The following is a 15192-nucleotide window of genomic DNA, read 5'->3' on the forward strand; positions in this document are numbered from 1 at the left end:
CCCTCAAACAACCCGACACCGATATCACACAACCCATAGGTTGGCCTTTTGGCTTTCGCGCGTGTGGTTACCCGCAGCGCCCCCCACCCACCCCCGGGGGGGGCCCCTTCTCGAACTTCATGCCGTCAGAAGCGGCTCTCGACCCAGACGAGGATCAAGCTGACCGCACCAGATCCGACGCTGTACGCCGCGCCCCGCAGCACCTGCTCGTGCAGGGACCGGGCCTGCCAGCGGCGCAGGTGATGCCGGAGACGGGCAAGCCCCCCGCCGGGCTCGGGACCCTCCTTGTTACCCTTCTTCATGGAACCTCACTTCACTGCCGTGGATGGACGTTCCGCAGAGGGAGCTCTCCCGACTCGGTTTCCTAGGCCTTCCGTCGGGGTGGAGCTCTCTTTGCGTTGGTGGAATTCTAAGGGCGCCCACTGGCAACCATGGTCGTGCGCCCTCACTTCTGGGCCGGCCGAGACATAGCTCCCTGGACCTGGCTGGCCCTGTTGGGCCCCAGTGGGTCCTTACGAATCCGTATGGTGACGAAAGCTCAGCTGAGGGCGGCGGAACCAAAGATTCCGGGGCTTCGTGTGACGTCCCCCACATTTCCCGTCGCGCCCGCAGAAGTGCTGCCGACAACCCGGCCCTCAACTACCGTGATCCACGCGCTCGATGGCAGCGCGGAAGACCGGCACGAGGTCCTCGGGCATCACATAGCCCGTCGTGCGCTGGTACGAGGGGTTCTCTGGGTCGTACTGCGCCTGAACCGGTGCGTCCATGTCGGCTGGCCAACGTTTTGCAGCGGCCCCACGGTTGATGGCCTTGGTGATGGCGCCTGAGCGCCCCCGAAGCGAAGCGGTACCGTCCGGCCCGCGCAGCTTGTCCGCCGCCGCCCAGCCGTTTCCGGCGACGGCCTCGCGAATGAGCTTGGCTGCCACGGAGGGAATGTCGCGCAGCAGCTGCTCGGCGCGGGTGACCGTCCACTCGGGCGCGAAGGTAGCCGCTGACGCGCTGCCGTGCTTGCCGATCAGTGCGGCGATTTCCCTGGCGAGGTCCTCAGGCACGTCCTCGATGATCAACCTCATGAATGCTCCCGTCTCATTAGACCCTCGACTTCCCCGAGGTGTATATGACGCTAGCAGACGGCATCGTATCTTGACAGGGCTTTTCACGGGTCCAGTAAAGGGTTTGAGTGACCGTCAGGCAACTGGACCCTCCGGGCCCTCGCCCTGATCCCCGATAAGCTCACATATCAAGAACGATCACCGAGCAGGGGAGCACCACCCACATGGACGACGCACTGCCCGCACACCCCGAAAAACGACCCCTGCACCCCGCCCAGTTCGACGACCAGCTCCGAGCCCGCCTCGCTGCCCTCGACACGGCCAGCGACGCCCACGCCACCGAACAACGCCCCGACAACACCACCCGCGCCTACGCGGCCGACTGGAAGACCTGGACCACGTTCTGCGAGACGCTCCAGATTCCCGTCACCGCCGCCACCCGCGGCACCCTGCGCATGTTCGTCGACTACCTGTGGAACCGCGAACACCGCGCCTACTCCACCATCGACCGCAAACTCGCCGGCGTCGCCGTCACCCTCCGCCACCCGCCCTACGAGATCGTCGTCGACCCCAAAGCCACCAAAGCCGCACGGGAGTTGCTCAAGGACTACCGCAAGCAGGCCGCCGAAGCCGAAGAACCCGAGCGCGGCCGCGGCAAAGCCCCCGCCATGCGCCTCGCCGACCTCCAGCACATCGTCAGCCTGTGCGGCACCGACATCTTCGGCCTCCGCGACCGCGCCATGCTGCTGCTCGGCTTCTCCATCGCCGCCCGCCGCGCCGAACTCGCCGGCCTACGCCTGCGCAACATCCGCGACGACGAGAACGGACTCCTCGTCCACGTCGCCGTCTCCAAGACCGAACCCCGCACCGTCCCCGTCCCGTACGGGAAGAACACCGACACGTGCCCCGTCCGCGCCTGGCACGCCTGGGCCCAGGCCGCGCAGATCCTCGAGCCCGACCGGCACGCGTTCCGCCGCATCCACCACACCGGCAAGGTTCAGCCCCAGGGACTCTCCCCGCAGCGTGCCGGCGACCTCATCACCGCCGCCGGACTCCGCGCCGGATACGAGGACCTGTTCACCGGGCACTCCGTCCGCTCCGGCCTCGCCACCGAGGCGAGGCGCGCCGGGAAGGACCGAAAGGCCATCGCTGCGATCACCGGGCACGCGGACGGCTCCAAGGTCCTGGACGGCTACATGCGGATCGTCGACCAGTGGGACGAGAAGGACAACGCCCTCGTCGGGCTCGGGCTGTGACGTACATCGGCCTCGGGGAACATCGGTACAGCGGTTAACGCTAAGCCGGTGATCTTGGTCAGGCCGGGGCTCTGAGAGCGGTGACGCGGTTCGCGTACTCGCGGCGGGCCTTGCGCTGTGCCGGGATCACGGTGGTCCCCGCTGGTCAGCTGCACCCGCTTGGCGGTGCCGTCACGTCGCTGCCGGTTGTCGCTGGGCATGTCTCCAGGCTACGGCGGACACACTCGCCCCGGTAGGTCGCGGATGTGGGACGTGGCGACTACTCGTCTCCACCATCTGCAGACGTCGCGGCAGGGGCCGGGTCTGCATGCGCTTGCAGCTGCCGGGCGAGCCGCTGAGCCAGCACCAGCGACGACTCCTGGCGACGGCGCTTGCTCTCCAGGATGGCGTCATGGTTCGCGTCCACATAGCCGTCGGCCAGCTTCTTCACCAGCTTCCGGAGCTGACCGAGCTCGTTCTCGACCTTCTTCAGAGGACGCTCCCCGACCAGACTGGTTCCCAGGACGCTGATGTCGGAGACGTACCGCATGGTCTCGAGCGGCCCGTGGGGTCCCTCCGCGTTCACCGTGAACGTGTACAGCATCGGAAGCCCGCTGCTCCAGCGTTCCTCGCCATCGAGCGGGTACTCCAGCTTCTGCCCGGGCGGAAGCATTGGGATCGTGCGTGCGAGTGCCTGGCGCAGCTGCTGCGTCATCTCGTCCCCGAGTGACGACTCGATGTCGGGCGACACCGCGATCCGGATGTTCCTCGCGACGGTCGGCCCCGTGTTCTCGATGGCCACGACGAGCACGGGAACCCACGGCTGCAGAGGTCGGATGGACACGATGACGTACGGCTCAGACGCTTCTCGCTGCACCCGCTCGCTGAAGCGGAGCGCCTGGCGGGCGTACTTCACCTGGTACGCGGCTACGGCGGCGGCGACCATGGAGGCCGCCGCGACCACAAAGGTCCACTGCTCGAGGTTCATGAGCGGCAAGAGTAGGCGCAGGCGCTGACAGTCGCGGTCCTGTCAGTGCGAAGAGCAGAGACAGAAGGAGTCCCCGCACGGGTAGCAGCCGGGCTTGCCCTGGCAGCGGCAGGTTCGCCGGGCATTGCAGTGCACGGGCTCGGTGTGGGCCGCGGCGGCCCGAGCGTCGGTCTCGTCGTACTGGCCCTTGCAGGAGGTGCAGTTCGTCATGCCGGGATTGTGCCAGCGGCCCTGACCCGCTCTGGCACGGTGGCCACTCGATGCGCTCGAAGTCAGGCGTCGTTGCTGTCCCAGAGTCCGGTGTGTGCTACCGCGTCGGCGGTGACCGGGGGCCGGCGTTGGGCAAGGAGCGGGTGGAGCTCGGCGATCTGCTGGACGAGGACGTTGGGGTAGCGGGTGTTGAGGGTGCGGCCGCCCTGTCCGAGGAGGAGGGTGTGGACGCCGTCGGCCGGCCGGGGCCTCGAGGGCAGGTAGTCGCGCAGGGCGGCGCCGGTGAGCGGATCGAGGGTGAACTGCTTGCCGAGGGCTTCGTACTCGTAGTCGGGGGCGCGGACTTCGTAGCCGCCGTCGGGTTGTTCCTGAAGATGCCGGAGGTCGACGCGGACGACTTCGGAGGGGCGGAGGCGTTCGAGGAGGAGGTAGCAGATGAGGCGGTCGCGTCGGTAGTGGCGGGCGCGGTCGGGGCCCCACATGCCGATGCAGGACAGCAGGACGGCGCGTTCGCGCGTGTCGAGCTTCTTGGGTTCGGCGGCGTCGCGGTCGAGGCCGGAGCGCAGTTCGCCGAGGTCGGGGATTCCGGTGATGAGGCCGCGGTCGTGGGCGGCCTTGTAGTACTGGGTGACGGCGGTGATGTATCCGTCGTGGGTGCCGGCGGCGTCGGGGGCGTTCTGTGCGAGCCAGGCGAGGTCGTCGGGCCCGGAGAACTCCCGGCCGTCGAGGTGGGGGGCGAGGCGCTCACCGGACCAGGCGGCGACATGGTGGATGGTGATGTCGTACGGGTCCACGCCTGCGACTTCGCACCAGGTGAGCCAGGAGTCGACCTGCGGCTGGTAGCGGCCGACGGTGGAGGGGCGTAGGACGCCGGAGGTGAGCCAGGCCTCGAGCAGGTCGCGGGGGTTCATGCCTCCCATATTGGCCGTGCGCACTGCTCAGATCAATCTTTACGAACCCTCAGGCCCCACCCGTCCAGGTGCGGTGGTGGGTTCCAGCGCGGGGAAAAGTGCGGGGCGGTGCGCGCGCTGCTTCTCCTGGCGGGTGGTCGGCCGGAGGGTTCGTAAAAGTACTGGTGGGAGGGTGTTTCCGGGGGTTCCCCGGGGGTTCCCCGGGGGTCTCGCGGCGCTGCTGAAGTGCACGCTACGACCGATCCGGCTTGTGTGCTGGAGGTCCTTCCCCCCGCGTGTTGGGCCGCTCCCCGCAAAGCCCTCCGCATGCAGTCCTCCATCGACGAGGATGTCTGCATGCCCGATGCCCCCTCCAACCCGTGGGACGAACTCCTCGAGCTCGTCCAACGAGCCTCCGACCCATCCGCCACCCTCGCCCTGAACGTAGGAGAGCCGAACTCGCGGGCCACCGCCCACGTCCGCTGGCAAACCGTCCTGCGCCTGGCGCTCGCACCGAACAGTCGGCTGCGCAACGCGCTCGTCCACGACGCAACCGCCTCCTTCACCGCAGAGCTGCAGCAGCACGTCGCCGACTTCAACGCCCAGTTCACCCCCGGCACCAACTGGGTCGCCCTCCTCAACAGCCTGCCGCCCTCCGACGTCATCACCCACGACGTCCAGCGCGCCGCCCTCCAGGCGATCCAACAGGCCTCACGCCAGCCGGGCCCGGAGGCCGCAGACGGCGTTCCCGACGAACTCCTCGCGGCCATGACCGACTCAGCCCAGACGTTCGCCTCCAACCAGCCCGCGGGCCTGTCCTGGGAGGCCCGCCGCAACCTGTTCCTCTGGTTCTGGGGCATCCTCGTCTTCCTGATCCTGATGCAGGCGCAGGTACAGAGCGAGACCGCCAAGGAACTCCTCGAGGACGCCGGCGGCGCCGCCCTCGTCGCCGGCCCCGTCATCGCAGGAGCCGCCTACGTCTACAACAAGATCCAGCCCAACCCCGAGAGCGAGAACGACGAAGACGAGGCCGGCACCCCCTGACGCGGACAGCCCTCCCCGTATGCGACCCGGCAACCACACGCCTACGGTCGGACACAGGGCAACGACAGGACCGAAGCCCAGGCCCCCGCACTGCGCACGTGTGCGGGGGCCGCCTTCTACAGGCCGGGTATGGGGTCCTGGTCGACGTCGTGCTGTGCATGAGTGCTGCGGGCTCGCGGATCGCATTCGCTGCCGTACCCACGGGCGCGGGACTCCGGGTCCTTGAGTAGCCGTCGGCAGCGGCGGCAGTAGACGCGCCGGCGGAGGCCGGACGGGGCCTGAGCGAGGGGTTCCTGACGGTCCATGGGCACGATTCTGGAGGGATCTGAGGGAAGGGGTTCCGCCGTGGTGCCGCCCTGGGCTACGCTGCGCTTGCGCGATCACTGTGACTACCGAGGCCACCACCCATTCCGGGGTGGTGGCCTTCCGTGTTTCAGGCCGCCAGGCGTACGCGGGGACGGTAGTCGGCGTCGTCGCGGTCGCGCGCCAGCTCGTAGAAGAACAGGGCCTGGGCGTCGTCGGCCGGCGCGGGGGCCGGGGCTTCGTAGGTGGTGTTGGGCGGCATGGTGAGCACATAACCGATGCGGTGAACGGTGTAGGCGATCAGGCCGGAGACGTGGAACTCGCGGCGCGCGCTACGGAGTCGGCACATGGCGACGATGACGATGCCGCCTCCGGTGAGCTGGCCCTTGCTGGCCTTGACGCTGGTGGTGCGGAGTTCGGCGATCTCGATGGTGCGCACGGTGGGCTCGGTCTCGCCGGGCTTGAGGTAGGTGATCGTGACGGCGCGGCGGTGGTCGGCGGCGCGGTAGAGGTCGGCGAGGGTCTTGGTGGCCGGCTGGCGGTTGGTGTGCTTCATGGTGGGTGCCCTCGTTTCGTGGTGGATGACTCCACTGTAATCCATATTCCATTGCGCAGCAATGGTGAATGCGTTACGGTTCTCGTGTTGCACCAGACGCCATAGCCCATGGCGCTGGATCGAGATATGGAGGAAACTGGCGTGGTCAACACCCCCACGCGCCCGCCGAACCGCCCCCGGTCCGAGCGGCGCACCCCGCCGAAAGGACCCGCCGTGGCCCGCAACACCAAGCGCGACGTCGAACGCACCCGAGCTCACATCGAGCTGGGCGCCGCCAAACTGCGTGCCGGCGGAGACCCGCAGATCGCCGACACCCTCGAGGCACTGCTCCAGCCGTACGGCTACCGCCTGCTGGTCGTGGACCGGGCGCCCGCCCGCGACGGCCAGAACGACATGAACCTCGCCATCAGCGTCGCCGAGCCGCTGCGTGCCGCGATCCTCGCCGAGGCCGACCGCACCGAGTCGAACCTGTCCGCCGTCCTCACCGACGGCCTGCAGCGCGCCCTGGACGGCAAGTGGACGCCCCCGCCGGCGTCCCGGGCCCGCCGCAACTCCGGCATCGTCAAGGTGAACCTGAACGTGCCGGTGGACGCGGACACGCTGAAGTCGCTGCGCGCCAAGCTCCCGGAGATGACGGGGCGGCTCGGCTACAAGGTGACGCCCCCGCAGATCGCACTGTCCTGGCTGGTCCAGGAGTTCGGTCTCGAGGAACAACTCAACGACTGACCGGGTGCGGGACGCCGGCCTGCACCCGGGCCGCCCCGCACCCCGCGTAATCCCATAGGAGAACCCTCATGGCGTCTGCCATTGAGACCCCCGCGAACAGCACGACCGCGGAGGGTCTGACCTCGCACACCCCGAACCAGGCTCAGCCCACCATCTACGAGCTGATGGCCCGCGTCATGCGGGACGTGAAGAACGTCGGGAAGAACGGGCGGAACAACTCGCAGAACTACAGCTTCCGCGGTGTCGACGACGCGATCGGCGCGCTGGCGCAGCCGCTGCGCGACCACGGGGTGTTCATGACCCCGGAGGTCCTCGACTTCCAGACCGAGGTGCGCGGGAAAATGAACGCGGTCCGGATGCGGGTGGCGTTCCACTTCTGCGGACCGGCCGGCGACCGCGTCACGGCGACGACGCTGGGCGAGGCGTCCGACGTGGCGGACAAGGCGTCGAACAAGGCGATGTCGGCGGCGCTGAAGTACGCGCTGGTCCACACGTTCATGATCCCGGTCGATGCGGGGTCCCTGGACGACGGAGACCGGGACCACCCGGTCGGGCAGTCGTCCCCGGCGGACGCGTACATGGAGCGGCTGCGGAAGGCCGCCGTGTGGCACAACGTCGGCGCGCTGCAGGCGATGCACACGGAGGTCTCGGCTGATGGGCTGCTGGGCGCCACGGTCCACGGTCCGGACGGGCAGACGACGCTCGGGGACCTGATCGTGACCCGCGGCAAGGAACTGCGTGCGGCTGCGGCGGAGAAGGAGCAGCGGCAGCAGGAGGAGGCCCCGAAGGCGGCCGCACAGGTCGCAGCCGAGGCGGGTGTCGATCCGCTGGACCGGCTGATGGAGCAGACACAGCGGATGTGGGACAACGCCGACGCGCTCTCCCAGATCGCAGAGGACGCCCGCATCCACGGCCAGGCCGACCGCGACGCCGAGGGCCCGCTGGGCGGCCGGATGCCGCTGAAGGACCTGCTGGCCAACCGAATCGCCGAGCTGAAGAACACCGAGGGGAGCGCCGCCTGATGTCGAGCGCGTCCAAGAAGCAGCGAGCGCGGGTCGCCACGCACCGGCCGGCCACCAGGCGGCGTCGGTTCCGGCACGACGACCCTGTCGCGGTCGACCTGTTCTCCGGGTTCGGTGGGCTGACCAAGGGCATCGAGATCGCCGGGTTCACCACGATCATGGCGGCGAACCACAACGCGTACAAGGTGGAGGTCCACGAGGCCAACCACCCGGACGCCGAGCACTGGATCGCCGACCTGGTCGACCCGGACGCAGCCGACTACCACTCCGCTCGCGACCTTCCGAAGGCCAACCTCCTGGTCGCAGGAGTCTCGTGCGTCAACCACTCACAGGCCAACACAGTCAAGGCGTACGAGCAGGGCATGACCCTCTTCGAACTGGAAGACCCTGACTTCGAGGAACGAGTCACGAAGTCGGAACGGGACCGGGCCACCGCGAACTGCGTTCTGCACTACGCGGCCCAGCACCACCCGGAGATGATCCTCGTGGAGTGCACCACGGGGCTGCAGTCCTGGGGCCCCGCGCTCCCTGACCATCCGAAGATCGGCGACGGCAGCACTTACAGGTGGTGGCTCAAGCGGTTCGACTTGATCGACTACAACGTGAAGGTCCTGTTCTTGAACTCGCAGTTCTTCGGGGTGCCGCAGTCTCGGGACCGTGGCTACTGGGTGTTCGTCAAGAAGCACCTCCCGATGCCTGACCTCGAGCACCGGCCCGTTTCGCGATGCCACCACTGCGACAAGGACGTGGAAGCTGTCTGGACGTGGCGCACGGGGGTCCCGCTGTCGGGGAAGGTGAGCTACGGCGAGCAGTACGAGTACCGGTGCCCGTCGTGCCGTGGCACGGTCGTTCCGCCGATGACGCCGTCGCTGGCCGCGCTCGACCTGACGGACCTCGGGACGCGGATCGGTGACCGGCCGCTGAAGACGTTCAAGGACAAGAAGACCGGTGCCGTCACGCAAAGCTGGTTCGCGCCGTCGACGATGGCGCGTGCCGAGCGGTGCCGTCGGAAGTTCGCGGACTTCCCCGCAATCCTCATGCCGGCGAAGGGCGTGCACGGCTCGGAGCGACTGCTGCTGCAGCCGATGGCCACGCAGACCAGTCAGCAGGAAGCAGCGGTCCTGTCGACCGGGCCGGTCATCGAGCCGCTGTGGGCGGAGGCCGCGACCGCGCTGGCCGTGGACAACTTCCAGGGCGCTGCCCGAGGCGCTGGTGAGCCGCTGCCCACGCAGGTCGGTTCGGAGACGCTCGCTGTCGTGTCGTCCGGGGTCCTGCCGTACCGGAAGAACACCGTGCCGACAATGCACGCGGAGGCCATGCCTACGTTCACCTCGGACCAGATACCGGGGCTGCTGTCGGCGGCCGGCATGGTCGGCTCCGACATGGCAAGGGCACATTTGTCGTCCCTGTGGAGGTCGACGCTCTCGGAGCTGCCGCTCGAGGACTGCTTCTACCGGATGATGCGGGCGTACGAGATCGGCCGCGGGTGCGGCTTCGACGTCACCTTCCCGGGCTACGAAGGCACGTTCAACGTGTGGGGCACCGACCGAAACCAGGTCGACGGATTCGGTAATGCCGTCAGCCCGCAGGTCGGCGCCTGGATCGGTCGCCGCCTGCGGGCCGTGCTCCACTCCCCGCAGGACCGCGGCCCCGAGCTCGTCGCCGCCGCGTAACACCCCTGGCGGGGCCATCTGAGCGCCCCGCCCGTACGTCCGCCCCACCGGACCCCTGCTTCAACCTCACTGAACGCCAGCCCGGGGATACCCCCTTGCCTGAATCGAGGTCCGTCGTGGACATCCTCCTGCCGCTCGCGGCTCCGATCCTGATCTGTGCGTCCGGCGTGTACGCCGCTCTCGACTGCGCGTGGCGGCGCCGGCGCCGTGCCCGCGGCCATTTCGCGACGGACGTGTACCCGGGCAGTGTCCGCCAGCACCTGGACCGGCTGCGGGGCCGTGAGGCGGCTCTGGAGGACGCGATCCAGATCGAGTTGGCGGCCCGCGCCCACTTCCTGGCCCGAGTCGAGGGGCCCGGTGGGCTGGAGGAGCGGTTGCAGGCGATGGCGGAGGCGGACCGGATCGTCGCCGAGGCGCACGACCGTCTGGCCGGCCTGTACGAGCAGCCCACGCTGACCCGCCGATAACCCCCACTTGCCCTTCCCCTGTCTGAAAGGAGCGGTGAGCGTGTCTCACCGAATACACGGTCTGGTCGTCGTCTGCGCCCTTGTGGTGGTGGCCGGCGGCCTGGCCCGCCGCCATCGGCTGCTGCTGCGGGAGTTGACCGCGGAGCGGGCCGGGACGCGGCTCGTGGACCAGGTCGTGCAGGCCGACCACGAGGCACTGCAGCAGGGGCTGGAGCAGCGGCTGTCGGATCTGGCAGCCGCTGTCGGCATCTCCGCACCCTCCACCAGTTCCAGGAACCACACCATCGACCCGAAGGAAGGGGGCCAGTGATGAGCCCGACCAACACTCCGCTGTCGTCGCGTGGCGCGTACGACGCGCTCAGCGAGCACCCGCGTTTCAAGTACCGGGGCTGCGCGCCCGACCCGGACGACCCGACTCTCGCGTCCGGTAGCCAGGAGTTGGCGGATGGGACCCGGGTGCGGGTGCCGGTCACGGCGTGGCAGGCGCCGGACGTCGACGGTGGTGAGCGGCCGCAGGAGCGGATCGCTCGGGAGGCTGCGGCGATCGATGTGTGCGTGGAGTGCCCGATCATGATGGCCTGCCACACGTACGCCAATACGCCGGGCCCGGACGGGAAGCTGGTTGAGGAGTTCGCGGTGCTGGGCGGCGAGCGGTGGCAGGCGCGGACCCGGAGGCTCGTCAAGGCGCGCTCGGGCATGGCGCCTGCGGCGGCGCCGGATGTCCGGTTCACGACGGACCAGAAGAAGGACTTGCTGTACGCGCTGGCCCGGCACACGGACCCGTGGGATGTGGCGACGGTCGCGAACATGGACCTGCGGACGGCGAACTGGCAGCGGTCATCGCTGGTGCGGCTGCTGGGGCTGCCGAAGTCGGCGTCCCGCAACGAGTTCCTCGAGCGGGCCCTGGAGCGGGGCCTGGTCGACGCGAAGTGGGTGCGCCTGGATGACGGGTCGGTGCCGGCGGTGGCCCGTGACATGAGGACGACGGCGGACCCGAAGCCGGCGCCGCTGCGGACTCGGGGGCCGCGTCCGGGCCGCGCGAAGTTCAAGGCGATCGCCGGTCAGCTCGAGCTGCCCCTTCCTCCAACTGTCGCCTCGTCGACGGTGGGTCGTTCTCTCCCCTCTCGTACTGCTCCTGCTTCTTCCGCATCCCTGGAGGCTGCCGCATGACCGCCCACTCCCCCACTCCCGCCACCGTCCCGTCGGCCGACGAGCAGGCCGCTTACGAGACGTCCCGCACCGACCTGGTCCTCGGCGGCCGCGCGATCCTGTCCGGCGAGTACGTGGCCGGCCTGATCCTCGCCGCCCAGCTCGACACCGCGGGCACGCCCCGCAAGCTGCCGACCGACCTGTTCCCCGACGCGGATCCGGTGCTGGTGCAGGAGGTGTGGGATCGGGCGATGGCGGTGGGGGTGCGGTGCGGGCGCATGCTGTCGACGCCGCGCCTGTCCCGGGACGTCCTAGCCAGGTTGCGGGACGACTTGGCTCGGGCGGGTCATGCGGCGATGGCGGGGATGGTGGCGCGGGCGGCGGCAACGGCCGCGTTGACGCATCCGGCTGACGGGGAGTCGGCTCGTGGAGGCCGGGATGCGTGAGTCAAGGAAGGCGCGCGCCGTGTGCGACACGTTTGGGAGTGCCGGGGCGGATTGTCAGTGCCAACCGGTAGGCTGCGCTATGCACCAGACGACTACTCAGATTCGAGTGGTCCGGATGGGGCGCCAGACACGTCAAAAGGCCCCGCTTCCACTCGCAGTGGAGTCCCGATGTTTGCCGCATCAGGACGCGGGGCCCGCCGACACCACACCGCTTGCGACGATTGAAGGTGCCAGCTCTATGGCGAAGCGTACCCGGACACCCGGGCGAACAGACAGTGGGACCCAGGACTCCGCCGTGAACATCACATGTTCGGCGTCGAGCACGGGCCCTGTCGCCACGATCCACGCCACCGCATGACCGGGCCGGGCGGCACCGCCGCCTTCCCTGGATCTGACGTGCCGATGACCCGCCAAGAACTACGGGACACGCTCGAGGAGACGATCCGCGGGCACAGCCACCGCGACTCCTCCGACTGGGACATAGACCTCGCCATGCGAGCCGTCGATGCCCACATCGCCTACCTCGCCGACCAGGCGCAGGGACAGACCTCACCCATTGAGGGAGATCAGATGACGTAGCGACTTCCTGAGCGGGAGGTCTGGGGCCCCTTGGCGGGGGCGCTTCCTCTACCGCTGGCCGCTGGTGTTGGCGCACCGTGCGCGGCCACTTCCTACGGCTCGGTTTGGCGACCGAGCTATGAACTCGCCCTTCCGGTTGGCAGCCGGTCGGAGTCGAGCAGTTCAGGTTCTCCACGAACCAAGCACCACCGAAGCGGGGCTTTTTCATGCCCTGATCCATCGGACTCAGGCAGGTACATAGTGCAGTACGCGACACCGTCTTGTCAGCTTGGGCGCCCTCGTGCGGGCGATTCGTCGGCAATGTGCCCTCTTCCGGGCGACGCTGGCACCACCGAATCCACTCTCGACACGCACACCCCGATCACTGAATTCGAACGCGCTAGCGATTACAGTGCGGCTCAGGTCGCGATCGTGCGCGGCGACTGCCAGGAGGTGCACGCCACCAAGTCGCGCCGCAGCGGCCCGCGTCGGTGGCTTCGCGCGGTGGAATGGCTGATCGCAGCCGGCCTCCACCCCCGCGCGAACGCCACCACGCTCCGCGTCGCCCAGGACCTCGCCGCGCGCATGGACTACGACCTCGGACACGTCCGCTACGCCCAGGAAGACACCGCCGCCCGCCTCGGCCTGTCCGTACGTCAGGTGCAGCGCCACGTCGCCTGCCTCCGCGAACTGGGCACTCTGGTGTGGATCGAGCACGGCACCCGCACGAACATCCGCCGACGGCTCGGCCTGGGCGGCTACGCCGGAACGGCGACCGTGTACGGGGCTGTCATCCCGCCCTCGTACGACCACGCCATGGGGCACCGCATCATCGGCGAGGGTTACGAGGCACGGGTCGTCATCGACCAGCGGGGCCAGCAGAAGCCTGTGGATAACCCGGGGGCCGATCAGGGGCGTGTCACCCCTTCCCTTACCTGGGTTGAGGAAGAGAGTCAGGTTCAGATGGTGGGGGGTAGTAACTACACCCCGCAGGCGGGGCGCGAACCGATCACCCTCCCCCGCCAGACCACCCGCAAGAACAGCAGCAACGGCGGGGGCCGTTCCCGGACCGCCGCCGATGTCGAGCGCGCCCACAAGGTGGTCCGCCTGGTGCGGGCGCTCGTGAACTGGACCCAGCGAGTGCCCCTGCGCCGGCTCGAGTTCGTGCTGCGGCCGCTGACCGACCGAGGTCTCGACGCCCGACAGATCGCCGACGAACTGCACGGCCTGGCCCTCGGCTGGCAGCCGAAGCGGCCCGCGGAGTACATCCAGGCCCGCCTCGCCGCCGACCTAGCCCACCAGGCCGCGTGGGACGCCAAGGAGGCCGAACAGGCCGCTGCCGGGCGCCCCGCGGACAACGAGGCGTGGACCGAGCTCATGGGGCTGCGCCACCTCGAGGCCGAGCCGGAGCGCACCGACCGCGAACGACGCCTGGCCCGCATGAACTGGAACAACTGGCCCGAGGTCCTCGCCCACTTCGAGGAAGACGAGCTGGACGCCGTCGACCTGTACGGCCGACGCCTCGTGAACTTCGCCATCGAGCAGGGCGCTGCCCTCGAGCGTCAGGGGTCGTGGGCATGAGCGACACACCGACCGCGTCCGGCGCGGACCTCGCTCGCCAGGCGCTCGCCGCAGCCCGCGCGGCCGCGAAGACGAAGCCCACGACGAAGCCGAAGAAGCGTGCCAGCCGCATCGTGCGGGGCGGCGGCCGCGACCCGCAGACCCTCGGTGGGGTCCTCGCCGGCGTTGCGGCGGAGCAGGGCTGGACTGCGGGCATGGACGGTGGTGGTGTCCTCGCTGACTGGCCGCGCCTGTGCCCCACCGCGCTCGCGCACCTGGTGACCCCGGTCGGCTACGACCCGGACACCGGCCGGCTCACCGTCCGGCCCGCGAACTCCGCGGCGGCCGCGCACCTGCGGCTGATGCAGCGCCAGTTCGCCAAGCACATCAACGACCAGCTCGCCCGGCCCGCGATTCGCGCCCTGCGGATCCTTCCGCCCGGAGCCGACACCCCGGCCCTGCCACAGGAGGCTGCCGCCGCCCCACGGCCGGAGGCGCCGATCCGCACGAGGGACACGGCGTGCGACGGCTACAAGCAGGCCCTGAAGGCCCACCTCGCTGCGAAGCCAGCCAAGGAACCGACGAACCCGTACCTCATCGAAGCCCTCGCCCGACAAGACGCCGCACTACGCGCGAACCGCGAACCCGAGGAAGCCCACCGGGACATGATCTGGGAGCTCGACCGGCTCGCCGCCCAACAGGTCGACGAACGAGACGCTCCCCGACAGCGAGCCCTCGCCCACAAACGACGCGAACAGGAGCACGGGCCGACGCCCGTACGCCGCGCCTTCGACATCGCCTGACCCGTACTCGGTTTACCGCGGTAAACCGCGAGGGGCTCGAGCGGAGGGAACACCGGCCGGAATCTACGGCACCGTGATCCACGATCACCGCACCCAGCCGGACGGAGCGGCCCGTGCAGCTCGACAACCTCGACACCGACCCGCGCACCCTCACCCCCGAGGACCGCGAGACCTGGCACCGCGTCCAGGACGAACTCGAACGAGCCTGGCTCGACGACCACATCCGCGCGCTCCGCCCCTACACGACCGCAGCCTGACCCACCGGAGAACCGCATGACCGCCCCTGCCGTACCCGCCCGCCTGCGCCCCGAAGCCGTCGTTCGCTCGCCCCGTCCAGCGCTCACCTCGGTGCCGTGGCAAGGCCTGTTCCTTGAGGCCCGATACGCCGACGGCCACCCCTACGCCAACTTCGCGGCTGACGACGAAGAGGGAGACGAATGAAGGTGGTGACCAATGGTCACCCACCAAAACACAAAACCCACCAACTCTGGTTATCAATAGTTAAACACC

20 protein-coding genes are annotated in these 15192 nt (G+C 69.1%); 13 read left to right on the forward strand and 7 right to left on the reverse strand.

What is annotated here, in order from left to right; translation table 11 throughout:
- Nucleotides 1-125: 125 nt before the first annotated feature.
- On the reverse strand, nucleotides 126-302 hold the full coding sequence (locus ACFW9D_RS05665; RefSeq protein ID WP_384618195.1) for a hypothetical protein: 177 nt from the start codon (nucleotides 300-302) through the stop codon (nucleotides 126-128).
- A gap of 333 nt (nucleotides 303-635) precedes the next feature.
- Nucleotides 636-1073, reverse strand: coding sequence for a hypothetical protein (locus ACFW9D_RS05670; RefSeq protein WP_384618198.1), 438 nt, complete (start codon nucleotides 1071-1073; stop codon nucleotides 636-638).
- A gap of 203 nt (nucleotides 1074-1276) precedes the next feature.
- Here ACFW9D_RS05670 and ACFW9D_RS05675 point away from each other — a divergent pair, with 203 nt between their 5' ends.
- Nucleotides 1277-2308: a tyrosine-type recombinase/integrase gene (locus tag ACFW9D_RS05675; RefSeq protein ID WP_384618201.1), complete on the forward strand. Its 1032-nt coding sequence runs from the start codon at nucleotides 1277-1279 to the stop codon at nucleotides 2306-2308.
- A 259-nt stretch (nucleotides 2309-2567) separates the two neighbouring features.
- On the opposite strand, the gene ACFW9D_RS05680 is transcribed toward ACFW9D_RS05675, so the two are convergent.
- The 3 genes from ACFW9D_RS05680 to ACFW9D_RS05690 form a co-directional block, all read right to left on the reverse strand.
- A complete protein-coding gene (locus tag ACFW9D_RS05680) occupies nucleotides 2568-3275 on the reverse strand; it encodes a hypothetical protein (RefSeq protein WP_384618204.1) in 708 nt (235 codons plus the stop codon).
- Nucleotides 3276-3317: 42 nt separating this feature from the next.
- Nucleotides 3318-3485 (reverse strand): hypothetical protein, encoded by a 168-nt coding sequence (locus tag ACFW9D_RS05685; RefSeq protein WP_384618207.1) that lies wholly within the window; start codon nucleotides 3483-3485, stop codon nucleotides 3318-3320.
- 62 nt (nucleotides 3486-3547) lie between these two features.
- Nucleotides 3548-4396, reverse strand: coding sequence for a hypothetical protein (locus ACFW9D_RS05690; protein WP_384618209.1), 849 nt, complete (start codon nucleotides 4394-4396; stop codon nucleotides 3548-3550).
- Nucleotides 4397-4732: 336 nt separating this feature from the next.
- On the opposite strand from ACFW9D_RS05690, the gene ACFW9D_RS05695 reads away from it, so the two are divergent.
- Nucleotides 4733-5419 (forward strand): hypothetical protein, encoded by a 687-nt coding sequence (locus tag ACFW9D_RS05695; protein ID WP_384618211.1) that lies wholly within the window; start codon nucleotides 4733-4735, stop codon nucleotides 5417-5419.
- 116 nt (nucleotides 5420-5535) lie between these two features.
- Here ACFW9D_RS05695 and ACFW9D_RS05700 read toward each other — a convergent pair whose 3' ends face one another.
- On the reverse strand, nucleotides 5536-5724 hold the full coding sequence (locus tag ACFW9D_RS05700) for a DUF6011 domain-containing protein (RefSeq protein ID WP_384618214.1): 189 nt from the start codon (nucleotides 5722-5724) through the stop codon (nucleotides 5536-5538).
- A gap of 128 nt (nucleotides 5725-5852) precedes the next feature.
- The gene (locus ACFW9D_RS05705) at nucleotides 5853-6278 is read right to left on the reverse strand and encodes a hypothetical protein (protein WP_384618216.1); all 426 of its coding nucleotides are present in this window, start codon (nucleotides 6276-6278) and stop codon (nucleotides 5853-5855) included.
- Nucleotides 6279-6491: 213 nt separating this feature from the next.
- Here ACFW9D_RS05705 and ACFW9D_RS05710 point away from each other — a divergent pair, with 213 nt between their 5' ends.
- The 11 genes from ACFW9D_RS05710 to ACFW9D_RS05760 all read left to right on the forward strand — a co-directional run bounded on the left by ACFW9D_RS05710 (nucleotide 6492) and on the right by ACFW9D_RS05760 (nucleotide 14939).
- On the forward strand, nucleotides 6492-7004 hold the full coding sequence (locus ACFW9D_RS05710) for a hypothetical protein (protein ID WP_384618218.1): 513 nt from the start codon (nucleotides 6492-6494) through the stop codon (nucleotides 7002-7004).
- A gap of 68 nt (nucleotides 7005-7072) precedes the next feature.
- A complete protein-coding gene (locus ACFW9D_RS05715) occupies nucleotides 7073-8026 on the forward strand; it encodes an ERF family protein (RefSeq protein ID WP_384618221.1) in 954 nt (317 codons plus the stop codon).
- Nucleotides 8026-9699: a DNA cytosine methyltransferase gene (locus ACFW9D_RS05720; protein WP_384618223.1), complete on the forward strand. Its 1674-nt coding sequence runs from the start codon at nucleotides 8026-8028 to the stop codon at nucleotides 9697-9699. Before ACFW9D_RS05715 ends, ACFW9D_RS05720 begins: the two co-directional genes overlap by 1 nt.
- Before the next feature lie 95 nt (nucleotides 9700-9794).
- Nucleotides 9795-10166, forward strand: coding sequence for a hypothetical protein (locus ACFW9D_RS05725; protein WP_384618226.1), 372 nt, complete (start codon nucleotides 9795-9797; stop codon nucleotides 10164-10166).
- A 40-nt stretch (nucleotides 10167-10206) separates the two neighbouring features.
- The gene (locus ACFW9D_RS05730; RefSeq protein ID WP_384618228.1) at nucleotides 10207-10476 is read left to right on the forward strand and encodes a hypothetical protein; all 270 of its coding nucleotides are present in this window, start codon (nucleotides 10207-10209) and stop codon (nucleotides 10474-10476) included.
- Complete coding sequence (locus ACFW9D_RS05735; protein ID WP_384618231.1) at nucleotides 10476-11336, forward strand: hypothetical protein; 861 nt, start codon at nucleotides 10476-10478, stop codon at nucleotides 11334-11336. The genes ACFW9D_RS05730 and ACFW9D_RS05735 overlap by 1 nt, the downstream gene beginning before the upstream one ends.
- A complete protein-coding gene (locus ACFW9D_RS05740) occupies nucleotides 11333-11761 on the forward strand; it encodes a hypothetical protein (RefSeq protein ID WP_384618234.1) in 429 nt (142 codons plus the stop codon). Before ACFW9D_RS05735 ends, ACFW9D_RS05740 begins: the two co-directional genes overlap by 4 nt.
- Before the next feature lie 402 nt (nucleotides 11762-12163).
- Nucleotides 12164-12340 (forward strand): hypothetical protein, encoded by a 177-nt coding sequence (locus ACFW9D_RS05745; protein WP_384618236.1) that lies wholly within the window; start codon nucleotides 12164-12166, stop codon nucleotides 12338-12340.
- A gap of 411 nt (nucleotides 12341-12751) precedes the next feature.
- Nucleotides 12752-13900, forward strand: a complete 1149-nt coding sequence (locus ACFW9D_RS05750) for a cell wall protein (RefSeq protein WP_384618239.1) — start codon at nucleotides 12752-12754, stop codon at nucleotides 13898-13900.
- Nucleotides 13897-14682 (forward strand): DciA family protein, encoded by a 786-nt coding sequence (locus ACFW9D_RS05755; protein WP_384618242.1) that lies wholly within the window; start codon nucleotides 13897-13899, stop codon nucleotides 14680-14682. The genes ACFW9D_RS05750 and ACFW9D_RS05755 overlap by 4 nt, the downstream gene beginning before the upstream one ends.
- 113 nt (nucleotides 14683-14795) lie before the next feature.
- Entirely contained in the window at nucleotides 14796-14939 is a 144-nt protein-coding gene (locus ACFW9D_RS05760; protein ID WP_384618244.1) for a hypothetical protein, read from the forward strand.
- Nucleotides 14940-15192 lie beyond the last annotated feature (253 nt).

It is taken from the genome of Streptomyces sp. NPDC059524, from assembly GCF_042749255.1.
GTDB classification, from domain to species: Bacteria; Actinomycetota; Actinomycetes; order Streptomycetales; family Streptomycetaceae; genus Streptomyces; species Streptomyces xanthii.